The 26,955-nt window shown below is 64.7% G+C and carries 25 protein-coding genes and 1 tRNA gene; 15 read left to right on the top strand and 11 right to left on the bottom strand.

From position 1 onward, the window contains the following. The first annotated feature begins 50 nt into the window (after positions 1-50). Complete coding sequence (locus B5E42_RS10220) at positions 51-1,580, top strand: recombinase family protein (RefSeq protein WP_162613964.1); 1,530 nt, start codon at positions 51-53, stop codon at positions 1,578-1,580. A gap of 33 nt (positions 1,581-1,613) precedes the next feature. Next, positions 1,614-1,985, top strand: a complete 372-nt coding sequence (locus B5E42_RS10215) for a hypothetical protein (protein ID WP_242967093.1) — start codon at positions 1,614-1,616, stop codon at positions 1,983-1,985. A 43-nt stretch (positions 1,986-2,028) separates the two neighbouring features. Here the strand turns inward: B5E42_RS10215 and B5E42_RS10210 are convergent, their stop codons facing one another. Both B5E42_RS10210 and cutA read right to left on the bottom strand, forming a co-directional pair. Next, complete coding sequence (locus B5E42_RS10210) at positions 2,029-3,111, bottom strand: DUF3048 domain-containing protein (RefSeq protein WP_087239297.1); 1,083 nt, start codon at positions 3,109-3,111, stop codon at positions 2,029-2,031. An 81-nt stretch (positions 3,112-3,192) separates the two neighbouring features. After that, complete coding sequence (gene cutA / locus B5E42_RS10205) at positions 3,193-3,522, bottom strand: divalent cation tolerance protein CutA (protein WP_087239295.1); 330 nt, start codon at positions 3,520-3,522, stop codon at positions 3,193-3,195. Between the two features lie 138 nt (positions 3,523-3,660). Here cutA and B5E42_RS10200 point away from each other — a divergent pair, with 138 nt between their 5' ends. Then, positions 3,661-4,419, top strand: coding sequence for a MerR family transcriptional regulator (locus B5E42_RS10200; protein ID WP_087239293.1), 759 nt, complete (start codon positions 3,661-3,663; stop codon positions 4,417-4,419). 76 nt (positions 4,420-4,495) lie between these two features. Here the strand turns inward: B5E42_RS10200 and B5E42_RS10195 are convergent, their stop codons facing one another. Next, positions 4,496-5,275: an IclR family transcriptional regulator gene (locus tag B5E42_RS10195; RefSeq protein ID WP_087239291.1), complete on the bottom strand. Its 780-nt coding sequence runs from the start codon at positions 5,273-5,275 to the stop codon at positions 4,496-4,498. Between the two features lie 179 nt (positions 5,276-5,454). Next, positions 5,455-6,633, bottom strand: a complete 1,179-nt coding sequence (locus B5E42_RS10190; RefSeq protein ID WP_087239289.1) for a malic enzyme-like NAD(P)-binding protein — start codon at positions 6,631-6,633, stop codon at positions 5,455-5,457. 152 nt (positions 6,634-6,785) lie between these two features. Here B5E42_RS10190 and B5E42_RS10185 point away from each other — a divergent pair, with 152 nt between their 5' ends. Genes B5E42_RS10185 through B5E42_RS10175 form a run of 3 tightly spaced genes read left to right on the top strand, consistent with a single transcriptional unit; the run spans position 6,786 to position 9,348 of the window. After that, positions 6,786-7,169: a metalloregulator ArsR/SmtB family transcription factor gene (locus B5E42_RS10185; protein WP_087239286.1), complete on the top strand. Its 384-nt coding sequence runs from the start codon at positions 6,786-6,788 to the stop codon at positions 7,167-7,169. A gap of 51 nt (positions 7,170-7,220) precedes the next feature. Next, a complete protein-coding gene (locus B5E42_RS10180) occupies positions 7,221-7,442 on the top strand; it encodes a cation transporter (RefSeq protein ID WP_087239283.1) in 222 nt (73 codons plus the stop codon). Between the two features lie 55 nt (positions 7,443-7,497). Beyond that, the gene (locus B5E42_RS10175) at positions 7,498-9,348 is read left to right on the top strand and encodes a heavy metal translocating P-type ATPase (protein ID WP_087239281.1); all 1,851 of its coding nucleotides are present in this window, start codon (positions 7,498-7,500) and stop codon (positions 9,346-9,348) included. Between the two features lie 63 nt (positions 9,349-9,411). On the opposite strand, the gene B5E42_RS10170 is transcribed toward B5E42_RS10175, so the two are convergent. From B5E42_RS10170 to udp, 3 genes are all read right to left on the bottom strand, one after another. Further along, complete coding sequence (locus B5E42_RS10170) at positions 9,412-10,206, bottom strand: zf-HC2 domain-containing protein (RefSeq protein WP_087239279.1); 795 nt, start codon at positions 10,204-10,206, stop codon at positions 9,412-9,414. Next, positions 10,203-10,682, bottom strand: coding sequence for a sigma-70 family RNA polymerase sigma factor (locus tag B5E42_RS10165; protein ID WP_087239276.1), 480 nt, complete (start codon positions 10,680-10,682; stop codon positions 10,203-10,205). Before B5E42_RS10165 ends, B5E42_RS10170 begins: the two co-directional genes overlap by 4 nt. A gap of 100 nt (positions 10,683-10,782) precedes the next feature. After that, positions 10,783-11,556: a uridine phosphorylase gene (gene udp, locus B5E42_RS10160; RefSeq protein ID WP_087239274.1), complete on the bottom strand. Its 774-nt coding sequence runs from the start codon at positions 11,554-11,556 to the stop codon at positions 10,783-10,785. Between the two features lie 176 nt (positions 11,557-11,732). On the opposite strand from udp, the gene B5E42_RS10155 reads away from it, so the two are divergent. Continuing rightward, complete coding sequence (locus B5E42_RS10155; protein ID WP_087239272.1) at positions 11,733-12,434, top strand: hypothetical protein; 702 nt, start codon at positions 11,733-11,735, stop codon at positions 12,432-12,434. A gap of 227 nt (positions 12,435-12,661) precedes the next feature. On the opposite strand, the gene B5E42_RS10150 is transcribed toward B5E42_RS10155, so the two are convergent. Beyond that, a tRNA-Ser gene (locus B5E42_RS10150) sits at positions 12,662-12,753 on the bottom strand. Positions 12,754-12,936: 183 nt separating this feature from the next. Between B5E42_RS10150 and B5E42_RS10145 the strand changes: the two genes are divergently transcribed. The 5 genes from B5E42_RS10145 (at position 12,937) to B5E42_RS10125 (ending at position 19,038) form a co-directional block, all read left to right on the top strand. After that, complete coding sequence (locus tag B5E42_RS10145) at positions 12,937-13,740, top strand: cell wall hydrolase (protein ID WP_087239270.1); 804 nt, start codon at positions 12,937-12,939, stop codon at positions 13,738-13,740. 251 nt (positions 13,741-13,991) lie between these two features. After that, on the top strand, positions 13,992-14,807 hold the full coding sequence (locus B5E42_RS10140; protein ID WP_087239269.1) for a cell wall hydrolase: 816 nt from the start codon (positions 13,992-13,994) through the stop codon (positions 14,805-14,807). A 179-nt stretch (positions 14,808-14,986) separates the two neighbouring features. Beyond that, complete coding sequence (locus B5E42_RS10135) at positions 14,987-15,838, top strand: undecaprenyl-diphosphate phosphatase (RefSeq protein WP_242967092.1); 852 nt, start codon at positions 14,987-14,989, stop codon at positions 15,836-15,838. Between the two features lie 111 nt (positions 15,839-15,949). Next, positions 15,950-18,601, top strand: a complete 2,652-nt coding sequence (locus B5E42_RS10130; protein WP_087239267.1) for a DNA translocase FtsK — start codon at positions 15,950-15,952, stop codon at positions 18,599-18,601. A gap of 29 nt (positions 18,602-18,630) precedes the next feature. Beyond that, on the top strand, positions 18,631-19,038 hold the full coding sequence (locus tag B5E42_RS10125; protein ID WP_162613963.1) for a GNAT family N-acetyltransferase: 408 nt from the start codon (positions 18,631-18,633) through the stop codon (positions 19,036-19,038). Positions 19,039-19,242: 204 nt separating this feature from the next. Here the strand turns inward: B5E42_RS10125 and B5E42_RS10120 are convergent, their stop codons facing one another. The 3 genes from B5E42_RS10120 to gltX all read right to left on the bottom strand — a co-directional run bounded on the left by B5E42_RS10120 (position 19,243) and on the right by gltX (position 23,474). Then, positions 19,243-20,424, bottom strand: coding sequence for an iron-containing alcohol dehydrogenase (locus B5E42_RS10120; RefSeq protein WP_087239263.1), 1,182 nt, complete (start codon positions 20,422-20,424; stop codon positions 19,243-19,245). A 131-nt stretch (positions 20,425-20,555) separates the two neighbouring features. Next, the gene (locus tag B5E42_RS10115) at positions 20,556-21,917 is read right to left on the bottom strand and encodes a PepSY1/2 domain-containing protein (RefSeq protein WP_087239261.1); all 1,362 of its coding nucleotides are present in this window, start codon (positions 21,915-21,917) and stop codon (positions 20,556-20,558) included. A 69-nt stretch (positions 21,918-21,986) separates the two neighbouring features. After that, positions 21,987-23,474, bottom strand: a complete 1,488-nt coding sequence (gene gltX, locus B5E42_RS10110) for a glutamate--tRNA ligase (protein WP_087239259.1) — start codon at positions 23,472-23,474, stop codon at positions 21,987-21,989. Between the two features lie 150 nt (positions 23,475-23,624). Here gltX and trpS point away from each other — a divergent pair, with 150 nt between their 5' ends. The 3 genes from trpS to wecB are packed head-to-tail and all read left to right on the top strand — an operon-like array spanning position 23,625 to position 26,927. Next, complete coding sequence (gene trpS / locus B5E42_RS10105) at positions 23,625-24,626, top strand: tryptophan--tRNA ligase (RefSeq protein WP_087239257.1); 1,002 nt, start codon at positions 23,625-23,627, stop codon at positions 24,624-24,626. A gap of 52 nt (positions 24,627-24,678) precedes the next feature. Further along, entirely contained in the window at positions 24,679-25,782 is a 1,104-nt protein-coding gene (locus tag B5E42_RS10100) for an MraY family glycosyltransferase (protein WP_087239255.1), read from the top strand. After that, the gene (gene wecB / locus B5E42_RS10095; RefSeq protein WP_087239253.1) at positions 25,779-26,927 is read left to right on the top strand and encodes a UDP-N-acetylglucosamine 2-epimerase (non-hydrolyzing); all 1,149 of its coding nucleotides are present in this window, start codon (positions 25,779-25,781) and stop codon (positions 26,925-26,927) included. The genes B5E42_RS10100 and wecB overlap by 4 nt, the downstream gene beginning before the upstream one ends. The last annotated feature ends 28 nt before the right edge of the window (positions 26,928-26,955 follow it).

Below are 26,955 nucleotides of genomic sequence, written 5' to 3'. Positions count from 1 at the left end.
TATCTCCTTTGCTTTTTATGCTATAATCCGATGTGGATATGAGTTGGTTGATGAAAGGAGCAACCAACAATTTGAATATAGTAGCTTATTGCCGTGTGTCCACGGACAAAGAAGAACAGGTAGACAGCCTGGAACACCAAAAGCAATTCTTCGGGGAGTATGCGCAGAAAAACGGTCACAATTTGCGTAAAGTGTATGCAGACGAGGGGATTACAGGAACAAGTCTGCGGAAGCGAAGTGAATTTCTGCGGTTGATGAAAGATGCCAAACTTGGATTGTTTGAGGCCGTAGTCGTGAAGGACATTTCCCGTTTTGCCAGAAATACCGTTGATTTTTTGCAAAGTATCCGAGAGTTAAAAGCATTAGGTATCAATACCATGTTTATTACAGCGAACATGGAAACTTTTTCGGATTCTGAATTTGTTCTTACCATTTTCGGGGCTATGGCGCAGGAGGAGAGCGCAAATCTATCCAAGCGGGTAAAGTTCGGAAAGAAGATAAATGCCCAAAAAGGCAGGGTCCCGCAGAGGATTTTTGGCTATGACCGCATTGATAATTTTACCCTTGTGATAAACAGCCAGGAGGCACAAACGGTAAGGGAAATTTACCGGCTTTACCTGGAAGAAGGGCTTGGGTGTCGGACTATCAGCTTGCGGTTAAATCAAAGCCAGCGCAAAACCAAGTTTAAGTGTGACTGGAATCCCCGAGCAGTTCGGCGTGTGCTGACCAATTCCATCTATTGCGGCCATTATATCAATCATAAGTATGAGATAGCGGACTACCTAACCGGGAAACAAGTACATATACCAGCCGAAGAGCACTTCCACCACGAAAGACCGGAGTGGGCCATTATTCCGCCGGAGGTATTTGAACAGGCGCAGGCACAGCTAAACCAACGCCGGGCGCAGTATGATAGCGGGGAGCCGTTTAGAGGGGCCAGGTACAGTACGAAGCACCTATTCAGCACCCTTATCAAGTGTGAGCACTGCGGACGCTCTTTCTGCCAGAAACATTACACCTACAAGAACACTCGCATATATTGGAAATGCACCACAAATGACCAGTTCACCGCTGAACGGTGCGACAACAATATAACACTGAACGAAGCGGAACTCCTAACAGAGATACAGGTGTATTTTACATCCCTTATTCATGACAAGGGCAACTTCATTTCTGGAATACTGTCCGACATAGAAAAGCGTCTTTCCAGTGGGCAATCTTCGGATGATAGGGTCAAAATTGAACGGCGGCAGAAATCTTTACTGGCGAAAAAAGAGCGATACCAGGAAATGTACGCCAATGAGATTATCACAATGAACGAACTAAAAAAGCACACTGCAAGCATCCTTGAAGAATTGGAGTCACTGGACTATGACTTAAAGCAATATGAGCATTTCCTGGCGGTCAAAGAGGATTCAGGCCGTTTTGTGGAACAGTACATACAGGAGATTGAGCGGTTCTTGCAGTTGGAAACCGTGACAAATGTGGATTTACGCAAGATTATTGACCATATCAGCGTTAATAGAGACGGAAATGTCCGCATTGTCCTAAAGAAACTGGATGACCTGGATACCTTTTGACCATTTACCTATTTGGTGCGGATAGTGGAGGCGGTGGATCCCATCGTGCTCAACATGAAGCTGGTGGACGTGTGCGAGTGCCGCCCCTGCGACTGCGAGCTCACCGAGCTGCCCCCCTGCGTGTGCGCCTGCTTCGGCTGCGACCTCTGCTTCGGCAGCGACGGCAAGCGCATCTACGTCACCCTGGGCCAGTTCTCCATCGTCCGGCTGGAGCGGGATGCCCAGCTGCTGATGCCGGTGTACGACTACTGCATGCCGGAGAAGGAGTGCACCTGCGGCGGCTGCGAGGACGATCCCTGCGAGATCTTCCGCCACGTGAAGTTCCCGGTCAACGAGTTCTTCCCGCCCAACAGCCCCGCGCCCATCCCGGACAACTGCCGGGATCTCAAGAGCTGCTGCGGCTGAGGCAGCAATCCCCCCTGGAGAGCTCCAGGGGGGATTTTTTCAATCAGGAGAAGGAGATGTCACAGTCCAGGGGGACGATCACCACATAGGTGCGGCCCACGCCGAAGGAGAGGGGAGAGCCGCCCAGGTCGTAGTAGCGCAACTGGCCGTAGGGGGCGTCCTTGCTCCAGGCGATCTCGATGGCCTGGCCGCCGCAGGCGAAATAGCCGGTGCCCTCCCCGTCCAGATCCACGGTGATGTGGCCCAGGCTGTCGCCGGTATAGCGGCAGGCGGTCTTGAGCACCACCACGTTGGTCACCCCCACCTGTTCGCCGGTGTTGCCGTCGAGATAAGGCTGGCCATACTCCTCCACCAGGTAGAGGCCGCTGTCCTCGTCGTAAGTAAACACCCCGGTCTTGTAGTGGGACACGGGGACGGTGATGGTGCCGGCGGGGGCGCCGTTTGCCGGGGTGCCGTCGGACACGAAGTCCATGTCGTAGGTGTAGCCCTCCTCGTGCTCCAGCCGCAGGCTGTAGGTGGGCAGCAGCTCCATAATGGTCTCCCCGGTGGTGACTACCGTGTGCTCCAGGCTGTAGCTCTTGCGGCGCTCCGGATCCCGCCACATCAGGTTGGAGCCCGGGCTGCTGCCCAGATAGGGGCCGTTCACCGCGTCCAGGGCGGGCACCCCCCACTGGCGGATTTTGTCATAGGCGTCCACGCTGCCCCCGGCGTGGAGGAAGATGGCGTCATGGCCCAGGGCCAGCTCCAGGTAATAGGGCCGGGCGGAGCGGATGGAGCCAATGGTGCCCACCCCGTCCAGGGACTGGTACACCCCCAGCATGCGGGTGATGCCCCCCTCGGCGGGCACCTCGTAGATGATATCTGCCATGGACTGGCCCAGCTGGGGCAGGGCCTCCTTCAAATTGTTGAGCATGACCGCAACCGGGCGGCGGTTGACCCACTCCTCCCCCATGGGCAGGCCGCTGAGGGGGCTCACCGGGCCGTTATAGGGCGTGGGCGTGGGTTCCGGCGTGGGTGTGGCCACGGGGGTGGGCGTGGGTGTGGGGGTTGGCTCCGGCTCCGGGGAGCCGCAGGCGGGGAGCAGCAGGAGCAGGGCGGCCAGGGCGGCCAGGGACGCACGTTTCATGGCAGGATCCTCCTCTTCCATTCCTTTCCCCTATCATACCCCCGCGCCGCCGCCCCGTCAAGGCGAAGGCGGGGGGAGAGGCTACAGCCCCGTCCGCCACAGGGGGATGGCGTTGATCACCGGCTCCTCGTAGGGGTGGGCGGCCTTGACGGCGGCGATGGCGGCCTCCGCCTGCTCCGCCCGGCAGGTGACCTCCACCTTCAGCTCCGGCGCGGTGCACAGCTCCCCCGCCTGTCCCAGCCAGGGGTGGGTGCCCTCCAGGGGCCGCCAGCAGCCGGTGACCGGGTGGTAGGACAGGCAGCTGTCATAGTTCCCGATGTGCCCCGCGTCCACCGAGCGCAGGGCCGACCGGATCTGCTCCAGGTGGCTTTCCGGCACAAAGATCTCCAGCTTGCAGTAAGAAAATTCCATAGCACAGCTCCTTCCTATCTTCTGTAGGGCGGGGGCTTGCCCCCGCCTTTGAAATTTAGTATAACATAATCTGCAAAAAGATGCTTGACTTTGACGCGGCGTCAAGGGCTATGCTGGAGGCGAAGGAGGGAAAGCGCCATGGAATATACCGTACAAGCCCTGGCGGAGCTGTCGGGGGTAACGCCGCGCACCCTGCGGTGGTACGACCGCATCGGCCTGCTGAAACCCGGCCGGGTGGGGGAGAACGGATACCGCTACTATGGCCCCGCCCAGGTAGACCGGCTCCAGGACATCCTGTACTACCGGGCCCTGGGGGTGCCGCTGGAGCAGATCAAGGCCAGCCTGGACGACCCGTCCTTCGACCGGCTGGCGGCCCTGCGGGGGCACCTGGCCGCCCTGGAGGGGGAGCGGGCGCGCCTGGAGGGGCTGATCCGGTCGGTGAAGACTACCATCCGGAAACAGGAAAGGAGCGAGATCATGAACGACGCGGAGAAATTTGAGGCCTTCAAGCAGAGAGCCGTGGACTGGCATGAGCGGATCTACGGCCGGGAGGCCCGGGAGAAGTACGGGGACAGAATGGTGGACGCCGCCCAGCACGCGGTGCTGGAGCTGACCCCGGAGAAATACGAGGCGTGGAAGAACCTGGGGGAGGAGCTCCAGGGGAGGCTGGAGGCCGCCGTCCGCTCCGGGGCCGACCCGGCGGGGGCGGAGGGACAGGCCGTCACCCAGCTGCACCGCCGCTGGCTGTCCATGAGCGGCGGCCCCTATGACCCGGCCAAACACCGGGGCATTGCGGAGCTGTACGTGGCGGACGAGCGGTTTGCCGCCTACTACGACAAGGACGTGCCCGGCTGCGCCCGCTTCCTCCGGGACGCGGTGCTCCACTGGGCCGGGTAACCGCACCCAAACCACAAAACAGCCGCCCCGGTCGGGGCGGCTGTTTTGCAAACTCGTGTTGGTGCGGGCGGCAGCCCTACGGCGTATCGCAGGCCAGGATCCGGGACAGGCGGCCCGCCGTCTCCAGCAGGAGGGGAATCAGCTCCTCCATCCGGCGGGCGGGCATCCGGGCGGTGGGGGCGGACACGCTCAGCCCCGCCGCGATCTGGCCGGTGAAGTCCCGCACCGGGGCGGACACCGTCCGGGCCCCCAGCTCCCGCTCCTCATCCTCCAGGCCGTAGCCCCGGGCGCGGGTGCGCTCCAGCTCCTCCAGCAGGGCCTCCCGACCGGTGATGGTGCGGGGGGTGACCGCGGTCTGCCCGCAGCGGTTCAGATATTCATTGAGCCTCTGGTTGCTGAAATTGAGCAGCAGCAGCTTGCCCGCCGCCGAGGTGTGCAGGGGAACCCTGGCACCGGCCTGCTGGTGAACCAGGAGAAGGCCATCCGGGCCCGGCGCGGTCTCCACACAGAGGGCGTCGTCCCCGTCCGGCGCGATCAGGCACACCGTGTCCCGGCAGCGGTCGGCCAGCTCACGCAGGAACGGCCGGGCCAGCTGCAGCAGGTCGGTCTGCTGCCGCACCAGGACGCCCAGCCGGGAAAAGCGCAGGGACAGGGCGTACTGCTGGGTTATCGGATCCTGGAGGACATATCCGTGAACCAGCAGGGTGTTGAGCATCCGCAGGGCCGTGCTGGGGGGCATGCCGCACTGGTTTGCGATGTCCTGGAGGCGCATGGAACCCTGCCCTCTGGCCATGGTCTCCACAAGCTGGATGGTCTTTTCGAGGGACTGGTTGATCTTGGAGCGTTTAACCTTCATGATGCACTCCCTTCCGGCCAGGCATAAAGCTTGTAAAATTATACCATGGAAAAGAATGCACTGCAACTAAATTCATCCTAAATTTGGCCAAAATTTACAAAATTCCGACCGAATTTGACCCTGCCGATACCCGCAGACCCCTGCAGAAGGGACGGCGGGGGCCTCCGCCATGCGGCGGCTCAGATGCGGGCCACGCCGGTGTCCCGGGCGGCCTGGGCCACGGCGGCGGCCACGGCGGCGGCGGCCCGGGGGTCAAAGACGGGCGGGATGATGTGGTCGGGGGAGAGCTCCCCGTCGGAGACCAGTCCCGCCAGGGCCTGAGCGGCGGCCATCTTCATCTCCTCGTTGATGTCCCTGGCCCGCACGTCGAAGGCCCCCCGGAAGATGCCGGGGAAGACCATCACATTGTTGATCTGGTTGGGGTAGTCGCTCCGGCCGGTGGACACCACCGCCGCGCCGCCGGCCCTGGCCTCCTCGGGGAAGATCTCGGGGGTGGGGTTGGCGCAGGCGAAGATGATGGCGTCCCGGTTCATGGTGCGCACCATGTCGGCGGTGACCAGGTTGGGGGCGGAGTAGCCCAGGAACACGTCGGCGCCAACCAGGGCGTCGGCGAGCAGGCCGGTCTTCCGCTCCAGATTGGTCACCTCCGCCATCCGGGCCATGTAGGGGTTCATCCCCTGGGTGACGCCGTGGCAGAGGATGCCGCTCTTGTCGCACAGGGTGATGTGCCGGAAGCCCGCCGCCAGCAGCAGCCGGCACACGGACAGCCCCGCCGCCCCCGCGCCGTTGATGACCACCCTCACGTCCTCTTTTTTCTTGCCCACCACCTTCAGGGCGTTGGTGAGCCCCGCCAGGGTGATCACGGCGGTGCCGTGCTGGTCGTCGTGGAAGATGGGGATGTCGCAGCACTCCTTCAGCTTCTGCTCGATCTCAAAGCACCGGGGGGCGGAGATGTCCTCCAGGTTGACGCCCCCGAAGGAGCCGGAGATGAGCTGGATGGTGCGGACGATCTCGTCCACGTCGTGGCTCTTGACGCACAGGGGGAAGGCGTCCACCCCGCCGAACTGCTTGAAGAGCACGCATTTGCCCTCCATCACCGGCATGCCCGCCTCGGGGCCGATGTCCCCCAGGCCCAGCACCGCCGAGCCGTCGGTGACCACCAGGCACAGATTCCACCGCCGGGTCAGCTCATAGCTCTTGTTCACATCCTTCTGGATCTCCAGGCAGGGCTGGGCCACGCCGGGGGTATAGGCCAGGGAGAGATCGTGGGCGTCCCGCACCTGGACGGTGGAGACCACCTCAATCTTGCCTTTTTTTTCATAGTGGAACTTCAGACTCTCCTCCGCAATGGGGGTCATGGCTGTCACACTCCTTCATGATGCTTTACTGGTATCATACCCTCTAAGAAAAAGGTAGTCAATCCATTTTATTTTTCTCTTGACATTTGAACATATAAGCATATAATAATAAATGAACAATGGCTCATATGTTTGAAGGAAGGAGTGGTATCATGCCGGAGCCCCGCGACGTGGAGCAGTGCGAGTTCATGCACGTCCATGAGGATATTGTGGCCCAGGTTGAGAAGAACATGCCCGACGAGGAGGTGCTCTACGACCTGGCGGAGCTGTTCAAGATCTTCGGCGACTCCACCCGCATCAAGATCCTGTATGTCCTCAACGAGTCGGAGATGTGCGTGTGCGACATCGCCCGGCTGCTGGGCATGACCCAGTCGGCCATCTCCCACCAGCTCCGCTCCCTCAAGCAGAGCAAGCTGGTGAAGGCCCGCCGGGAGGGGAAGACGGTGTTCTACGCCCTGGCCGACGACCACGTCCACACCATCCTCAGCCAGGGCATGGAGCACGTGGCGGAGCTGCTGCCCCTCCATGTGCTGTAACACAGCCCGGTTATCCGGATACGTTTTATAATTTGTAAAGGAGAGATCACCATGAAAAAGCACTTCAAGCTCCAGGATCTGGACTGCGCCAACTGCGCCGCCAAGATGGAGGACGCCATCAGGAAGCTGCCCGGGGTCAATTCCGCCACCGTCAGCTTCATGACCCAGAAGCTCACCCTGGACGCCGACGACGCCCGGTTTGACGAGATCCTGCAGGAGGCGGTCAAGATCTGCAAAAAGGTGGAGCCCGACTGCACCATTCTGGTGAAATAACCGCCCGGAGGGCCGCAGCCGGCGGCCCTCCGGCCCTTTGAAGGAGAGAGAAGCCATGTCCAAGAAGCAAAAGCGGATGCTGATCCGCGTGATCGTCAGCGCCGTGCTCTTTGTGGTCTGTATGCTGCTGCCCCTCACGGGCTGGGTCAGGCTGCTGGTGTTCCTGGCACCCTACGGAGTGATCGGCTGGGACGTGCTGTGGCGGGCGGTGCGCAACATCGCCCACGGCCAGGTCTTTGACGAGAACTTCCTCATGGCCCTGGCCACCGTGGGGGCCCTGGCCATCGGGGAGTACCCCGAGGCGGTGTTCGTCATGCTGTTCTACCAGGTGGGGGAGCTGTTCCAGAGCTATGCGGTGGATCAGTCCCGCAAGTCCATCACCGCCCTGATGGACATCCGCCCCGACTACGCCAATATGGAGGGCCCGGACGGGCAGCTGGAGCAGGTGGATCCGGAGGACGTGGCGGTGGGGGACACCATCGTCATCAAGGCCGGGGAGCGCATCCCCCTGGACGGGGTGGTACTGGAGGGGAGCTCCACCGTGGACACCGCCGCCCTCACCGGCGAGTCCCTGCCCCGGCAGGTGGAGAGCGGGGACGATGTCATCTCCGGCTGCGTCAACCTGTCCGGCCTGCTGAAGGTGCGGGTCACCAAGGCCTTTGAGGAGTCCACCGTGGCCAAGATCCTGGACTTGGTGGAGAACTCCGCCAGCAAGAAGGCAAAAGCGGAGAACTTTATCACCAAGTTCGCCCGGTACTACACCCCCATCGTGGTGCTCGCCGCCGTGGCCCTGGCCTTCCTGCCCCCCCTGTTCACCTCCATCCAGTGGGTGGACTCCATCCAGCGGGCCCTCAACTTCCTAGTGGTGTCCTGCCCCTGTGCCCTGGTGATCTCGGTGCCCCTGTCCTTCTTCGGCGGCATCGGCGGGGCCTCTAAGGACGGCATCCTGGTCAAGGGCGGCAACTACCTGGAGGTGCTGGCCAGGACGGAGATCGTGGTCTTCGACAAGACCGGCACCCTGACCCGGGGCGTGTTCAACGTCACCGCCATCCACCCCGACCACTGCGACCAGGGCCAGCTGCTGGAGCTGGCCGCCCTGGCGGAGTGCTGGTCTGACCACCCCATCTCCCGCTCCCTGAAGGAGGCCTACGGCCGGGAGATGGATTCCTCCCGGGTGTCCAGCGTGGAGGAGGTGGCCGGCCGGGGCGTGAAGGCCGTGGTGGACGGCCACACTGTCTGCGCCGGCAACGACAAGCTGATGGAGGACATCGGCGTGTCCTGGCACCCCTGCCACCGGGTGGGCACCACCGTCCACGTGGCCTCCGACGGGGTGTACCTGGGCCACATCGTCATCTCCGACGAGGTGAAGCCCGACGCGAAGGAGGCCGTGGCCGCCCTCAAGGCGGCGGGGGTGCGCAAGACCGTCATGCTCACCGGCGACGCCCAGGCGGTGGGGGAGGACGTGGCTAAGCAGCTGGGCCTGGACGAGGTGCACACCCAGCTCCTCCCCGCCGATAAGGTGGAGCGGGTGGAGAAGCTGCTGAAAGAGGTCTCCCCCAAGGGGGCCCTGGCCTTCGTGGGGGACGGCATCAACGACGCCCCCGTCCTCTCCCGGGCGGACATCGGCATCGCCATGGGCGGACTGGGCTCCGACGCCGCCATCGAGGCCGCCGACATCGTCCTCATGGACGACAAGCCCTCTAAAATCGCCCACGCCATCCGCATCGCCCGGCGCACCCTGTCCATCGTCAAGCAGAACATCGTCTTCGCCCTGGCCGTCAAGCTGCTGGTGCTGGTGCTCAGCGCCGTGGGCCTGGTGTCCATGTGGGCCGCGGTGTTCGCCGACGTGGGCGTGTCCGTCATCGCCATCCTCAACGCCATGCGGGCGCTGAAAGCCGGAAAGTAGGGCGGGGGCCTGCCCCCAACCTGGGACATCAAGGGCCCGGAACCGAGGTTCCGGGCCCTGCTGCTATTCCTCTTCCCATACATACCGCCCCGTCTCGGGATCCAGATAGCAGCCCGCATAGTCCTGCCACAGGGACTCGCTCCAGAGGCTCAGGGCCCTGAGCGGATCCGGCTCCGGAATGTAGCCGCTGCCGCCGGAGAAGTGCCGCACCCCGCTGTCCGAGGCATCGACGGAAAGGGAGTAGTCCTGTCCCCCCGTTGTGACGGCGTACTGCACCGTATAGCCGCTGCCAGTCCGCTGGATGGACAGATACCGCCAGCTGGTGATGCCTCCGGCCTCCTCCAGGGCCCGGGCACTGTCCAGGAAAAAGGCCTGGGCCCGGGACTCGAAGTCGGACAGATCCGCTCTGTCCAGCCGGCTGTCACCGGAAAAATCCTGATAGAGCTCGTCAAGCTCCAGCCGGTGGAAGGCCCCCTCGTAGTCGCCCGCCGCCAGGGTTCGTACAAAGCCGTCGGCCAGCATCCGCTCATGGAAATTGGTGAAGCAGGGCCCCGTGCCGTGCACCTGGTTCCAGGTGAGCCACCCCAGCAGGGGGATGAGCAGCACCGCCAGCAAAGAGAGGGCCCATCGCCGCCGCAGTTTTTTCAGCCCGGTTTTCATGGCCCGGGCGGGCTCCGCCTCCGGGACAGGCGCCCCCTCCGCCGGCGGCAGCTCCCCGGCCATGTCCGCCCTGGCCCGGCGGCAGTCCGGGCACCCGGCCAGGTGCTCCTCCACCAGCCGGCGGCTGTCCGCGCCGCAGCAGCCGTCCACATAGAGCGGGAGCAGATCCCGCACCACGCCGCAGGTGATTTGACTCATGTCCATCCCTCCAGTTTTTCCCGCAGGAGCGCCTTGGCCCGGTAAAAGGTGACCTTGCCCCAGCTCTCCGATTTGCCCCGGCGCTCCGCCAGCTCCCGCAGGGGCACGCCGCCGTAGACATGGAGGATTACCACGTCCCGGTACTCCTCCGGCAGCTCCAGCACCGCCCGCCGCAGGGCCTGTCGGGCGTCGTGGCGGAGAACCTCCGCCTCGGGGCCGTCCGCCGCTCCCTCCTGACCCTCCAGAGGCTCCAGCCGCCGCTGCCGGCGGCACTCGTTGAGCCACAGGTTCTTGCCGATGGTGCACAGCCAGGTGAACATGTGTCCGTCGTCCCGGTAGCGGGGGAGGGCCAGCAGGGCCCGGTAAAAGACCTCCTGGGCCAGCTCCTCGGCCTGGTGAGGGCTGCCCGACAGGGCCAGCAGAAAGCGGTACACCCGCTGATAGTAGTCCCGGAACACCGCCCCAAAGTCCTCCATCGGCCCGCCCCCTTTCTCTGCTGGTAAAACACCGGCCCGGCCGGAAAGTTACAGAAGAACGCAAAAACGCCGGCACAGCTGTGCCGGCGTTTTCGTCGTGTCAGTTCTGATTGGCCCGGTCGGCCTGGATGAGCAGCTTAACGGCCTCGATGCCCACGTCCAGGGCGGCGGTGAGGTCGTGGCTCTCGGTCTGATCCAGGCCGGCGGCCTCCCGCTCCTGGTTCCAGATCACGTGGAAGCAGGAGCCGCAGCGCACCCCCAGGGCGGCGGCGCAGCAGAACAGGGCGGCGGACTCCATCTCGGAGGCCAGGACGCCCAGCCGCTTCCACGCCTCCCACTTGTAGAGCAGCTCCTGGGCCACGGGCATGCGGGCGGGGCTGTGCTGGCCGTAGAAGGAGTCCTTGCACTGCACCACCCCGGCGTGCCAGGGCTTGCCCAGGTTCTTGGCGGCCTGCACCAGGGCCTCCTGCACCTGGTAGTCGGAGACGGCGGGGAACTCGATGGGGGCGTACTCCCGGCTGGCCCCCTCGTGGCGGACGGCGCCGGTGGCGATCACCACGTCGTCGCTCTTGACCTGGAGGGCGATGCCGCCGCAGGTGCCCACCCGGATGAAGGTGTCCGCGCCGATGTTGTGCAGCTCCTCCATGGCGATCACCGCGGAGGGGCCGCCGATGCCGGTGGAGCAGACGCTCACCTTCTCCCCCAGCAGGGTGCCGGTGTAGGTGGTGTACTCCCGGTTGCTCTGAATCTTCACCGGGTTGTCAAAATAGGCCGCGATCTTCTCACAGCGGCCGGGATCACCGGGCAGGAAGCAGTACCGCCCCACGTCGCCCGCCTTACATTGAATATGAAACTGCCGTTCGTGCTCGTGCATAATATCCTCCTTGCCATTGGCTTGCAGTACCTGTCTATTATAGCCGATTTTCGCTCTGTTTGCAAGATAGACAAACCGGAGGCCAATTTGTAACCTTTTGTTGTTGCATTTTTCGCCGGATCTCTCTAAAATAAATAGGCGGAAACGCATACCCTGTGGGAAAGGAGGGACGGAGCTTGAAGAGAGCGGTGCTGTTTGTGGTCATCGCCCTGCTGGGCGGACTGGCGCTGGGCGCCCTGTTCGGCAGCGGGATATCCTCCGCGGCCCAGGCCATGGCCCGGGGCGCCACGCCTGCCGAGGCGATCCTGGCCGCCGCGCCGTCCGTGCCCGCGTCCCCGTCTGCCGCTGTCAGCACGCCCGGGACTCAGCCCGCGCCCGATACCGACCGCCTGCTGGAGCGGGCGGCCAGAGTGCTGGAAACCCTGGCGGACAGAGATTTCCAGGCCCTCTCCCGCCTGGTTCATCCGGAGCGGGGGGTGACCCTGACGCCCTATTCCACGGTCTCCGACTGCGACCGGGTGCTGCTCCCGCAGCAGGTGTCCTCCCTGGAATCGGACGAGGAGGTATACACCTGGGGCCTGGAGGACGGCATCGGGGAGCCTATCCGCCTCACCGGGACGGAGTATTTTGACCGCTATGTCTATAACGCCGACTACGCCTCCGCGCCGGAGCAGGGGGTGGACGAGGTGCTCATGCAGGGCAACGCCCTGGAGAACGTTCTGACCGCCTATCCGGACGACCGCTTTGTGGAGTATCATTTCCCCGGCCTGGATGAGAGCCAGGAGGGCTTTGACTGGTGCTCCCTGAAGGTGGTGCTGGCGCCCTGTGAGGGGGACTGGTATCTGGTCGGGCTGATTCACAGCGAGTGGACGATCTGATACCCATAAAAAAGTAAAAATATAGTATATGTATATAACATATTAAGGAAGAGAACGTGATCTGGAATCACGTTCTCTTCCTTTCTGTATATGACGCCTGTACGGGAATTTGCGCCCTGAGAGCAGAGCTACGCCATCCAGGGGGGCGGTCCCGCCTGCGGAGATCCCACACATGCAGTTTCGAGAATAAAAAACCGCAGTCCCCTGCAAGCAAAGGACTGCGGTTTTGGCGGAGAGAGAGGGATTCGAACCCTCGAGACGCTATCAACGCCTACACGATTTCCAATCGTGCGCCTTCGACCAACTCAGCCATCTCTCCATGGCGGATTGCTCTACTTTCATCCGCCTCGCGGCGGACAGCGTAGATTATTATAGCAGTTTTTTCGGATTCGTCAAGGGGGAAAGTAAAAAAAGTTTGAATAAAGGAAAATATTGTGCCTTGCCAGGCCGCACCCCCGCCGGTTACAATCTGGTTACAAAGCCTAGAAAGGAAGTGGAAATTATGAAGAAAATCCTGGCTGCGGCGGCCCTGGCCGCCCTTCTGACCGCCCAGGCGGCGGCAGCCTCCCCGGCGGGAAGCCTGACCGTCAACGGGGCTCCGGTGGAGGCCGCCGGCAGCTATGTCCACCAGAATACCACCTATGTGCCCCTGCGGGCGGTGGCGGAGGCCCTGCGGCCCGACGCCGTTGTGGCCTGGGAGACCGACCGGGCGGCCATCCGGGCCGACGGCCTGGAGGTGACCGCCAGGCCGGGGGATACCTACATACGCGCCAACGGCCGCACGCTGGCCGCACCCCACGGGGTGCATCTGAGCGCGGGGCGAACCCTGGTGCCGGTGCGGGTTCTGGCGGAGGCCATGGGGGCCTCGGTGCACTGGAACAGCGCCACCGGCGCGGTCTCCGTGGTGGGCGGGGCCTCCGCCGACACCACAGAGACAGCGGGGGGAGACGATCTCTACTGGCTCTCCCGTATCATCTCCGCCGAGAGCCGGGGGGAGCCCCTGGAGGGGCAGATCGCCGTGGGCAACGTGGTACTCAACCGGGTGGCGTCCGCCGATTTCCCCGACACCATCTACGGGGTGATCTTTGACGACCGCTGGGGCGGCCAGTTCACCCCGGTGCGCAACGGCACCATCTACCAGGAACCGTCCGCCCGGAGCGTGGAGGCGGCCCGCCTGTGCCTGTCGGGGGCGAACACGGCGGGGGAGAGCCTCTACTTCCTGGCCCCGGCCCTGGCTACCAACCACTGGGTCATGGAGAACCGCACCCACGTGGTCACCATCGGCAGCCACTGGTTTTACAAATAGCCGCCGGAAACACGTCCGCAGATGGGTGCGGACGTGTTTCTTTTTGTTATTATTTGTTGCCGCCGGAAGGTCGAAAGAGGCGGAAAATGTTCTGTAAACCAAAATGGGGACGAAGAAATATCCTTAGAGCCACAATGGATAGCGGGAACTCGACAAAAGTTTTTCTTGACTTTTTGGTACAGAATCGGTTACAATACGGTTACAAAACAGAGAACAAACCGTAACAGATTGTAACAGGAGGAACCTTGGATATGAAGAAACGAGCCCTGAGTGCCCTGCTCTGCCTGGCCCTGTGCTTTGCTCTGGCCGGACAGGCGGCTGCGGCCGAAGGCGGCGTCAGCTTCACGGTCAACGGAACGCCCCTGGCCGAAGACGTCCGCAGCTATGCGGAGGACGGCACCACCTATGTCTCTTACGGGGCCATTTTGTTTGCCCTCTATCCCGACGCCACCGCAGTGTGGGCCAACGGCCGCGCGGAGGTGGCCGCCGAGGGTCTGACCATGTACCTCAAGCCCGGCGCCAAGTATATCGAGGCCAACGGCCGCTGCCTGTATGTGCCCGGCGGCGTGCGGAGCGAGGACGGCGTCATTCTGGTGCCGGTGCGCACCCTGTGCCAGGCCCTGGGGGCCGAGGCGGTGTGGGACAGCGCCACCAATACGGTGAACATCACCGCGGCCTCCGGCCCCATTGTCTCCGGGGACAGCTACTATGACGCGGAGGATCTGGATCTCCTCTCCCGGCTCATCTACGCCGAGAGCGGCAACCAGCCCCTGGAGGGCAAGATCGCCGTGGGCAACGTGGTGCTCAACCGGGTGGCCAGCCCGCTGTTCCCCAACACCGTGGCCGACGTGATCTATCAGCCCAACCAGTTCGCCCCGGCGGGCAGCGGCCACCTGAGCCGCACCCCCAACGCCGAGAGCGTGGTCGCCGCCAAGCTCTGCCTGGACGGCGCCAACACCGCGGGCAACGCCCTGTACTTTGTCAATCCCGTGACCTCGCCCGGAAGCTGGGCCTCCCGGAACCGGCCCTATGTGGCCACCATCGGCGCCCACGCCTTCTATGCGTAACAGCCGTATTTTCCACCCCCGCCCGAAGGGCGGGGGCTTTTTTTGCCCCGGAGTGCCCGGCGGCAGAAAAGGATGGAAATATCCCGCCGGTTGTGATAATATAAATCTGTATGTCCCCACAGCGGCCGGGCCGCCTTCCGGACATGCACGTCCAAACAGAAACACGGAGGGAAACAGCATTGAGTTATCTGATGTCCATTCTGATGGGCCTGATCCAGGGAGTCGCGGAATTCCTGCCCATCTCCAGCTCCGGCCATCTTGCCCTGTTCCAGGCCTTTTTCGGCATGGAGGACGTGGAGGCCAACCACATGTTCTTCACCGTCCTGCTCCATTTCGGCACCCTGATCTCGGTGTGCGTGGTCTACTGGCGGGATATCGTGGACATGATCCGGGAGTTCTTCCTGGGGATTGCCGCCCTGTGCGGCAGGAGGGACACCGGCGTCACCCCGCCCCCCGCCCGGCGGCTGGTGCTGCTGATCATCGTGGCCACCCTGCCCCTGTTCGTCATGGTGTTCCTCAATGACGCCATCAGCACCCTGTTTGCCAACCCCATCCTGGTGTCCTGCGCCCTGCTGGCCACCGGCTTTGTCCTCTACTTCTCCGACCGCATGGCCAAGGGCCACAAGACCGCCAAAAACGCCACCGTGGCGGACGCCCTCATCGTGGGCTGCGGGCAGGCCCTGGCGGTGATCCCCGGCCTGTCCCGCTCCGGCACCACCATCTCCGTGGGCATGATGCGGGGCTTTGACCGGGCCTTTGCCGTCCGCTTCTCCTTCCTTATGTCCCTGCCCGCCGTGCTGGGGGCCAACATTCTGGAGATCAAGGACGCGGTGGCCGCCGGCTTCCCCATGGAGGAGCTGCCGGTCTACTTAGTGGGCGTGGCGGTGTCCGCCGTGGTGGGCTACTTCGCCATCCGCCTGGTCAAGAGCCTGTCCGACAAGGGCAAGTTCGGCAAGTTTGCGTACTACTGCTGGGCGGTGGGCCTGGGGAGCCTGATCGCCGGCATCGTCAAGTTCGGCATCCTGGCATAAGGGCGGTTTCAGCGCCGCCGGCCCCGATGGGGAGGCGGGAGCAGGCCGCCGTATGCCATGTCCCCGCCCCCGCCCTGCCTCTGACAATCGCCCCGGAAAGGATTTGATCGCATGGCCACCACACAGAAGAAAACCACCGGCGGCAGCCGGGCGGCCTCCGGCCGCTCCGGCACCGCCTCCCGCTCCGGGGGAAGCCGGAAGAAGGCCCCCGCGCCCCGGCCCATCCGGCGGGAGGTGGGGGCGGTGGTATGTCTGCTGCTGGCCATCTTTTCCGCCTTCGGATATTTCCACATCCAGGCCATCTTCATCGACTTCTTCTGCGGGCTGGTGAAGGGCCTCATCGGCTACGGCTACTGGCTGCTGCCCCCCATGCTGCTGGTGGCCAGCGGCATCCTCCTGTTCCACCGGGGCCGGCCGGTGCGCCTGCGGGTGTGGTGCGCCCTGCTCACCCCGGTGCTGGCCGGCGGCCTGCTCCACCTGATTCTGGCCAAGGGGCCCTATGAGTGGAACGCGGCGCTGGTGAAGACCCTGTGGACGCAGGGGGAGGCCCTCCAGAGCGGCGGCGTGGTCAGCGGGGCGGCCGCCCTGGGGCTGAGCGCCGTGTTCAGCCCCATCGGCGCAGGGATTATCCTCGTGCTGGTGGCCCTCATCCTGCTGATGGCCGCCTTCCATATCTCGCCGGTGGAGCTGGTGGACAAGCTGCGCGCGCGCACCTGGGCGGAGTACGAGGAGGAGGAGCTCCCCGAGCCCCGCCCCCGGGAGCGCCGCCGGAAGGAGCCGGAGGCATCAGCCCCGGCCGCCGAGGCCCAGAGCGCTGCCCAGCGCCGCCAGACGCCCCAGATCGACATCCCGGTGGACGAGGGCCCCCTGGTGGGCAAGAAGGTGGAGCCGCCCCCGGTGGAGAAGAAGGAGCGGTTCTTCAACCGGAAGCCCTCCGTGCCCGCCCCCGACCAGGTGCTGGCGGGGGAGGAGGGGCTGGAGCCCCCCGCCGAGGCCGCGGAGGAGCCGGAGGCCCCCGACGCACCCGCCCCGGCGGCCGAGGCCCCCGTGCCGGAGCCCGCCCCCGTGCCCCCCATGCCGGAGATCCAGCGGGAGCCGGCGGTGGGCAAGGTGAAGAAGGAGGAGGCCGCCCAGGCCGCCGCCGAGGTGGCCCAGGACATCGCCCGCAACCTGGAGGAGGGCCTCCCCGCCGCCTACCAGTACCCGCCGGTGTCCCTGCTCCACGAGGGGCAGGGGGTGTCGGGCAGTGAGGTGGCCGGGGAGCTCCAGGCCAACCAGGCCCGGCTGGCGGACACCATCCACTCCTTCGGCATCGATGCGGAGATCGTCAGCGTCACCCGGGGCCCGTCGGTGACCCGGTATGAGGTGGAGCTGGATCAGGGCGTGCGGCTGAACAAGCTGACCAACCTGTCCGACGACATCGCCCTGGCCCTGGGGGCCACGGGGGTGCGCATCGCCCCCATCCCGGACAAGATCTCCATGGTGGGCATCGAGGTGCCCAACAAGCTGGTCTCTCCGGTGCCCATCCACGACGTGATCGACTCCAAAGAGTTCCGGGACAACCCCTCCAAGGTGGCCTTCGCCGTGGGCCGGGACATCAGCAACCGCAACGTGGTGGGCAACATCGCCAAGCTGCCCCACCTGCTCATCGCCGGCACCACCGGCTCGGGCAAGTCGGTGTGCACCAACTCCCTGATCATCTCCCTGCTCTACAAGGCCACCCCCGAGGAGGTTCGCCTCATCATGGTGGATCCCAAGATGGTGGAGCTGGGCATCTACAACGGCATCCCCCACCTGCTCATACCCGTGGTCACCGACCCCAAGAAGGCGGCCGGCGCCCTCCAGTGGGCGGTGGTGGAGATGATGAAGCGCTACCGCACCTTCTCCGAGATCGGCGTGCGCGACCTGGCGTCCTACAACGCCCACGCCGCCCGCTCCGACGAGCTGGAGAAGATGCCCCAGATCGTCATCGTCATCGACGAGCTGGCCGACCTGATGCTGGTGGCCGCCAAGGAGGTGGAGGAGTCCATCTGCCGGGTAGCCCAGATGGGCCGCGCCGCGGGGATGCACCTGATCATCGCCACCCAGCGGCCCTCCGCCGACGTGATCACCGGCCTGATGAAGGCCAACATCCCCAGCCGCATCGCCTTCGCGGTGGCCTCCTCCCTGGAGTCCCGCATCATCCTGGACACCACCGGCGCCGAGAAGCTGGTGGGCCGGGGCGATATGCTCTACTTCCCCCTGGGCACCGGCAAGCCCCAGCGGGTGCAGGGCTGCCTGATCTCCGACGAGGAGGTGGCCGCCGTGGTGGGCTTCATCAAGCAGAACAGCGGCGCCGCCCAGTACGACCAGGAGATCATCCACGACATCGAGCAGCACGCCGCCGAGAAGGACAAGGGCGCCAAGGGGGTGGGCGGCTCCGCCCCCGAGGAGGTGGGGGAGGAGTACGACGAGCTGCTCCCCTCCGCCATCGAGGTGGTGGTGGAGACCGGCATGGCCTCCGTGTCCATGCTCCAGCGGCGGCTCAAGCTGGGCTACTCCCGGGCCGCCCGGCTGGTGGATCAGATGGAGGAGAAGGGAGTTGTGGGCCCCTTCGAGGGCTCCAAGCCCCGGCAGGTGCTCATCACCAAGGAGCAGTGGCAGGAGATGCAGTTCAAGCAGGGCATGGTGGACGCCGCGCCCGCCGAGCCGGTGCCCGACGAGCTGCCCTTCGAGGGGGACGCCGTCCCCCAGGAGCGGGACAGCCCGCCCTTTGATCTGTGAGCCTGTCCGCCAGTCAGGAGGAGATAATCGTGCGGCAATATGTGTTTCAGCCCGCCGGCGAGGCGGAGAACGATGCCGTCCACGCCGGCCTGCGGGCCTACAACCGGAAATTTGTCCCCGACACGGGGGATCTGTCCCTGGCGGTGAAGGACGCGGACGGCCGTGTGGTGGGGGGCTGTGACGCCTTCCGCATGGGGGAGCTGGCCTTTGTGGACGTGCTCTGGGTGGCGGAGGACTGCCGGGGCACCGGCCTGGGCGGCTGTATCCTGGATCAGGTGGAGGCCGCCGCCGCCCGCCAGGGGGCCCGCCGGGTGGAGCTGAACACCTTCTCCTTCCAGGCCCCCGGCTTCTATGAGAAGCGGGGTTACCGCCGCGTCGGCGCGCTGGAGCCCGCCGTGGGGGAGTACGGCCACTTCTTTTACGCCAAGGAGCTGTGAGCCGTGGAGCTGTCCCACATCGACCACGGCAGACCCTTTGACTGGGGCCGCGCCTCGGCGGACTACGCCCGCTGGCGGGACATCTACCCGCCGGAGTTCTTCCGCCCCCTGACAGGGCGGAAAACTGAAAAAAACACCAGAGGGGCGCGGTTCTTACGAACCGCGCCCCTCTGGTATGTATGGAGGATGGATGGATCTCGGGATTTAGAAGTCGACCTCCTGGCCGTAGTAGATGCAGGTGAACAGCTTGGCCATGGTGGGGGGATCGATGGGACGGGGGTTGGAGCCGGTGCAGGCGTCGCCCACCGCGTTGGCGGCGATGGCGTCCAGCTTCTCCTTGAACTCGTCCTCGAGGATGCCGAAGTCCTTCAGGGTGTTGGGGATGCCCATGGCGTCGTTCATGGAGCGGATCTTGGCGCGCAGGCCCTCCACCAGCTCGGCGGTGGTGTCGCCCACCACGCCCATGGTGCGGGCGATGTCGGCGTACCGCTCGGCCACGCCGTCGGCCTTGGCGTTGTAGGCGATCACGTAGGGCAGGTACATGGCGTTGGCCAGGCCGTGGGTGATGTGGCCGGTGGAGAAGGCCGCGCCGGTCTTGTGGGCCATGGAGTGGACGATGCCCAGCAGGGCGTTGGAGAAGGCCATGCCGGCCAGGCACTGGCCGTAGTGCATCTCCTCCCGGCAGGCCATGTCGCCGTGGTAGGACTTGAGTAGATCCTTCGCCACGATGTGGATGGCCTCGAGAGCCAGAGGGTCGGTGAACACGGTGTGCAGGGTGGACACATAGGCCTCGATGGCGTGGGTCAGGGCGTCCATGCCGGTGTGGGCGGTGAGGCTGGCGGGCATGGTCTCGGCCAGGGCGGGGTCGATGATGGCCACGTCGGGGGTGATGTTGAAGTCGGCCAGGGGGTACTTGATGCCCTTGGCGTAGTCGGTGATGACGGAGAAGGCGGTGACCTCGGTGGCGGTGCCGGAGGTGGAGGGGATGGCGCAGAACCTGGCCTTCTGGCGCAGCTCGGGGAAGCTGAAGGGGGTGATCAGATCCTCGAAGGTGGTGTCGGGGTACTCATAGAAGGCCCACATGGCCTTGGCCGCGTCGATGGGGGAGCCGCCGCCCATGGAGATGATCCAGTCGGGCTGGAACTCCCGCATGACGGCCGCGCCGTTGAGCACGGTCTCCACAGAGGGGTCGGGCTCCACGTTCTCAATGAGACGGGTCTCGATGCCGGCCTCCTTCAGATAGGCCAGGGCCTTGTCCACAAAGCCGAACCGCTTCATGGAGCCGCCGCCCAGCACCAGCACCGCCCGGGTGCCCTTCAGGGTTTTCAGGTTCTCCAGCGCATTGGCGCCGTAATAGATATCTCTGGGAAGGGTGAAACGGGACATGACTGCAACCTCCGTAATCGGTTGAATTTGACATCGTTAAAACTTTAACGATTCATCGGCGCTTATTATGGCACAGTCATATCCCGTTGTCAATCCCTTTGGAGAAAACCGCTCGTTCCAAACTGCTTGTTTCAAATTACCAGGGTGCCGTTTTCGTCCTCCAGCAGCAGGAGGATCCGCTCCTGCTGGCCGGTGGCGGCGTTGACGTAGACCAGCACGTGGCCCCCGTCGGCGTTCTGGCACTTGAACTCGTGGCAGAGCACTTCGTACTCGCCGCCGGTGGGGATCAGGGCCAGCTGGCGGGAGAGGACGGTGAGGGAGGAATCCACCCGCTCCGCCGCCTCGTCCGCCGAGACAGCGGGGGCGGCCGGCTCCCGGGCCCCGTGGTTCATCAGGTAGCCGTGAGCCTCAAAGCTCACCACGTCCCCATTGTCCAGGGCCACCCCTACCTTCACCAGATCCGGGTAGCAGTACACCCCGTCCAGGACGGGGGCGAAGTGGACGGTGAGGATGCCGTCCCCCTCCAGGAAGTAGCTGGGGGCCATATCCCGGTAGCCGTGCTCCTCCAGGAAGGCGGCTGCCTGTTCCACCCCCTCCTTCCGGGAGAGAGCGGCCTCCCCCACCGGCCGGGAGGAGAGCATCTGGAGCACCTGGCCCCCCTGCTTGGTGATCTCCACGTACAGCTCCCCGCCGTCCGCCAGGGCGGAGAAGCCCCAGGCGGGCAGCTCTCCCGCCCCGTCGGAGGTGCGGGTGAACACCTCCGCCCGCAGCCCCGCGAAGGCCGCCGCCGCCCGGCGGGCCTCCTCCTCCGTCACCTGGGGCAGGCCCTCCAGCATCTGGGGGGTGCGGCCGGACAGGTGCTCGGAGAAGGGGCCGTCGTAGATCAGGGTGGGCACCTGGGGGAAATCGGCCTCCACCGTCTGAAAGGCGGAGCCGGAGGTGACCGGCTCCCCGTCCTCCTGGGCGGCGGCCAGCCGGGCCTCCACGGCGGCCACGTCCTCCGGATGGAGGGCCCCGCCGTCCAGCTGGAGCTGGAGCGCCTGGAGGGTGGCGGACAGCGCCCCGGCCGCCGCCGCCAGGCCCCGCAGGGTCTCCCGGTTCTCGTCGGTGCACACGCCCTCCCCGTTGGCCCCCCGGGCCATGGCCATGGCGTAGTCCCCCGCCTTGGCGAAGAAGGCGGCGGTCTGCTCCAGCTCCACGTTGCCGTAGGGCAGCTCCCCCAGGGCGGTCTGGGCGGCCAGGGCCTTGGCGTAGGCCTGGGCGCACAGGGAGGCGAACAGGGACGGGGTGGTGGCGTAGGTCACCTTCTCCAGGGCGGCGTCCAGCTCCCCGGCGGCGGTGGTCAGCTCGGTGAAGGCCTGCCGGTAGCCGTTGTCCAGCTGCCGCCGGTAGTCCTCCGCCTGGACATGGCCCTGCACCCCGAACCCCACACTCACCGCGAAGGCTGCCGCCGTAAAGCTGGCCGCCAGCACCCGTACCCGCCGTTTCTCCATATAAAAATGCCCCCTTTTCCGTTAGGTTTGCGGAAAAGGGGGCATTTTATGCGGGGAAAGATTGCCGGTTCAGTTCTCTTTCAGCTTGTCCAGGCCCAGGTTGAGGCGGCGCAGGCACTCGTCGCGGCCCAGGATGTGGCAGATCTCCACCGCGCCGCCGGGTGTGACCGTTTTGCCCGCCGCGGCGATGCGCACGGGCCACATGAGGGTGGCGTTCTTGACCTCCAGGGACTCGGCCAGACCGATCAGCGTGTCGTGGATGGCGTCCGTCGTCCAGTCCGCCAGGCCCTCCAGGGCGGGGATGGCGGCCTCCAGCATCCTCTGGGACACCTCCGGGTTGGTCTTGGACTTCTTGTTGGTGAACAGATCCACCCCGTACTCGGGCAGGGCGTCGAAGAAGTCCAGCTTCTCCGGGATGTCGGTGAGCTTCTCGCACCGGGCCTGGAGCAGGCCGGCGATCTCCCGGGTGTCCAGGGCGGGGTTGGTCACCGCCTGCCGGATGTAGGGCAGGGCGGCGGCGTGGAAGTCCTGGGGGCTCATCTCACGGATATAGTGGGCGTTGAAGTAGGTCAGCTTCTCCATGTCGAAGATGGCGGGGGACTTGGAGATGCCGCCGATGTCGAAGATCTCGGACAGCTCGGCCAGGGTGAAGAACTCCCGCTCGGAGTACTCGCCCCGGGGAGACCAGCCCAGCAGGGTGACATAGTTTACCACCGCCTCGGACAGGTAGCCCATGGCGATGAGATCCTCGTAGGAGGGGTCGCCCTTGCGCTTGGACATCTTGTTGTGCTGGTCCCGCATGACGGGGGAGCAGTGGATATAGGTGGGCACCTCCCAGCCGAAGGCCTGATAGAGCAGGTTGTACTTGGGGGCGGAGGACAGGTACTCGCTGCCCCGCACCACGTGGGTGATGCCCATGAGATGGTCGTCGATCACGTTGGCGAAGTTGTAGGTGGGCAGGCCGTCGGACTTCAGCAGCACCTGGTCGTCCAGGGTGTCGTTGTCCACGGTGATGTCGCCGAACACCGCGTCGGAGAAGGTAGTCTGCCCCCCGTGGGGGATCTTCTGCCGGATCACATAGGGCTCCCCGGCGTCCACCCGGGCCCGGGCTTCCTCGGGGGAGAGGGCGCGGCAGGGGTCGTCGGCCCGGTCAAACTCGCCGCTGTCCTCCTCGCTCTCGTTCTTGCCGCAGAAGCAGTAGTAGGCGTGGCCCTTCTCCACCAGCAGCCTGGCGAAGTTGGCGTACAGGCCCCGCCGCTCGGTCTGGACATAGGGGCCCACCGGGCCGCCGATGTCGGGGCCCTCGTCCCAGGTCAGGCCGCACTTGCGCAGGGTGGCATAGATCACCTCGGTGGCGCCCTCCACCAGGCGGCCCTGGTCGGTGTCCTCGATGCGGAGGATGAAGGTGCCGCCGCTGTGCCGGGCGATGAGCCAGGTGTACAGGGCGGTGCGCAGGTTGCCCACGTGCATGTAGCCGGTGGGGGAGGGGGCGAAGCGGGTGCGTACGCCGCCCTTGGGAATACGCGCCTCCAGCTCGGCAAACCAGTTCAGATCCATGGAAAAATCTCCTTTATCATCATTTGCGCTACTATTCTATTTTTTTCGGTTAGGATTGTCAAGGGAGTTTGAATATGATATGATACTACAATATGGGATGTTATGCCCATTCAAGTAAAAATCACGCATTACAAGAGGTGTGTTCATACCATGGAAAACGAAAAAAAGGTGCTCCTGTCCGGCATTCAGCCCAGCGGGGAGCTGCATCTGGGCAACTATCTGGGGGCCATCAAGAACTGGGCGGAGCTGTCCGACCAGTTTGACTGCTACTGGTTCATGGCGGATCTGCACACCATCACGGTGCGGCAGAATCCGGCGGATCTCCGCCGCCGCACCCTGACCCAGATCGCCACCTATATCGCCTGCGGCCTGGATCCGGCCAAGAACACCATCTTTGTCCAGTCCCACGTCCACCAGCACGCGGAGCTGGGCTGGGTGCTGGACTGCTACACCATGTTCGGCGAGCTGTCCCGCATGACCCAGTTCAAGGACAAGTCCGCCAAGCACGCCGACAACATCAACGCCGGATTGTTCACCTACCCCTGCCTCATGGCCGCCGACATCCTGCTCTATCAGCCCGACTTTGTGCCGGTGGGGGAGGATCAGAAGCAGCACGTGGAGATCTGCCGGGACATCGCCAACCGCTTCAACCACGTGTACGGCGACGTGTTCAAGATGCCGGAGCCCTACATCCCCAAGGCGGGGGCCCGGGTGATGAGCCTGAACCAGCCGGATACCAAGATGAGCAAGTCCATCCCCGAGGGGTGCGTGTTCCTCATGGAGAAGCCGGAGGACATCCTGCGCAAGTTCAAGCGGGCCATCACCGACAGCGACACCGAGCGGTGCGTCCGCTTCGATCCCCAGGCCAAGCCCGGCGTGTCCAACCTGATGCAGATCTACTCCGCCGTCACCGGCAAGAGCTTTGAGACCATCGAGGCGGAGTTCGACGGCAAGGGCTACGGCGCCTTCAAGCCCGCCGTGGGGGAGGCCGTGGTGGAGCTGCTGCGCCCCATCCGGGAGGAGACCGAGCGCCTGCTGGCCGACAAGGGCTATCTGGAGGGCGTCTACCGCGCCGGGGCCGAGAAGGCCTCCTACGTGGCGGAAAAGACCCTGCGCAAGGTCTACAAGAAGGTCGGGTTTTTAGCGCGGTAAGCCCGGGCCCCTTCCGGGCCCCGGCTTCAAAAGAGATAAGGAGCAAATTCCAATGCCAAGAAATCTGGATCTCCCCCTCATCGGCGTGGTGGCCGCCGCCCTGGTGGTGGCCCTGGTGGTGGCCCTGGTGTCCACGCCGGTGGTGAAAAACCTGGCCATCCGGGTGAAGGCGGTGGACGTGCCCAAGGACGGCCGCCGCATGCACGACCACCCCATCCCCCGCATGGGCGGGCTGGCCATCTTCCTGGGCTTCCTGCTCAGCGTGCTGCTCTTTCTGGAGCTGACCCCCCAGATGCGGGGCATGCTGCTGGGCGCCGTGATCATCGTGGTGCTGGGCATCTTTGACGACATCTACTCCCTGCCCGCCATGTTCAAATTCGTGGTGCAGATCGTGGCCGCCCTGGTGGCAGTGTTCTCCGGCAACGTGATCGAGGCCGTCTCCAACCCCAACGTGTTCTCCTCTGACCTGTACTGGGAGCTGGGCTGGCTGTCCATCCCCGTGACGGTGATCTGGATCGTGGCCATCACCAACGCCGTCAACCTGATCGACGGCCTGGACGGCCTGGCCTGCGGCGTGTCCACCATCAGCTCCATGACCCTGCTGGTCATCGCCCTGGTGGTCAGCGAGGCCGATGTGGCCATCCTCATGGCCGCCCTGGCCGGCGGGTGCCTGGGCTTCCTGCCCTACAACATGAACCCGGCCAAGATCTTCATGGGGGACACGGGCTCCACCTTCCTGGGGTATATCCTGGCGGTGGTGTCCATCCAGGGCCTGTTCAAGTTCTACACCATCATCTCCTTCGCGGTGCCCTTCCTCATGTTGGGCCTGCCCATCTTTGACACCTGCTTCGCCTTCATCCGCCGCATCGCCCACGGACAGAGCCCCATGCACGCCGACCGCAGCCATGTGCACCACCGCCTCATCGACATGGGCTTCAACCAGAAGCAGGCGGTGGCGGTGCTCTATGTGGTCAGCGCCATCCTGGGCCTGTCCGCCGTGGTGCTCACCACCAGCGGGCCGGTGAAGGCCATGCTGCTGCTGCTGGCCCTGTGCTTTGCCGGGGCCATCTCCGCCCTGATTTTCATGGGGGGAAGCGGCAGGGATAAGAAGAACAAGCCGGAGGACGGCGGAGAGAAGGAGGGGGAGGAGCCGTGAAGCCCATCCGCGTCATGACCATCTTCGGCACCCGGCCGGAGGCCATCAAGATGGCCCCCCTGGTGCTGGAGCTGCAAAAGCGGGCAGACATCCAGTCCATCTGCTGCGTCACCGCCCAGCACCGGGAGATGCTGGACGCGGTGCTGGAGATCTTCCGCCTGACGCCCGATTACGATCTCAACATCATGGAGCCCCGGCAGACCCTGTCCACCATCACCACCAAGTGCCTGCTGGGCATGGAGGGGGTGCTGGAGCAGGCCGGGCCCGACCTGGTGCTGGTTCACGGGGATACCTCCACCACCTTCGCCGGGGCCCTGGCAGCCTTCTACCGCCAGATCCCGGTGGGCCATGTGGAGGCCGGCCTGCGCACCTGGGACAAGTACTCCCCCTTCCCGGAGGAGATGAACCGCAAGCTGGTGGGGGACATCGCCGATCTCCACTTCTGCCCCACCCCCGCCAACCGGGAGAACCTGGCCCGGGAGGGCATCACCGACGGGGTGTTCGTCACGGGCAACACCGTCATCGACGCCCTGAAAACCACCGTGCGGCCGGACTACCAGTTTGCCACCCAGGCCCTCAACAGCCTGGACTACGCGGGGAAGCGGATCATCCTGGTGACCTGCCACCGGCGGGAGAACTACGGCCAGCCCATGGCCAACATCATGACCGCCCTGCGCCGCCTGGCCGACGCCTTCCCCGACGTGGAGCTGGTCTACCCCGTCCACCTGTCCCCGGTGGTGCGGGAGGCGGCGGGGAAGTACCTGTCCGGCCACCCCCGCATCCACCTCATCGACCCTCTGTCCGCCGACGAGATGCACAACCTCATGGCCCGGGCCTATCTGGTGATGACCGACTCCGGCGGGCTCCAGGAGGAGGCCCCCGCCCTGGGGCGGCCGGTGCTTGTCCTCCGGCGGGAGACCGAGCGGCCCGAGGCCGTCCAGGCGGGCACGGTCAAGCTGGCCGGCACGGAGGAGGAGGAGATCTTCTCCCTGGCGTCCGAGCTGCTGAGCGACGAGAGGGCCTACCACGCCATGGCCCACGCGGTGAACCCCTACGGCGACGGCCAGGCCTGCCGCCGCATCGCCGATGCGATAGAATGGAAGTTCGGCCTGCGGGCGGAGCGGCCCGGCGAATTTCAGGCGTAGGGCGCGGCGTCCCTGACGCGCCGTCTGC

Origin of the sequence: Flavonifractor sp. An10, from assembly GCF_002161215.1 — a bacterium.
GTDB classification, from domain to species: domain Bacteria; phylum Bacillota; class Clostridia; order Oscillospirales; family Oscillospiraceae; genus Flavonifractor; species Flavonifractor avistercoris.
This window is presented reverse-complemented; position numbering and strand designations above follow the sequence as displayed.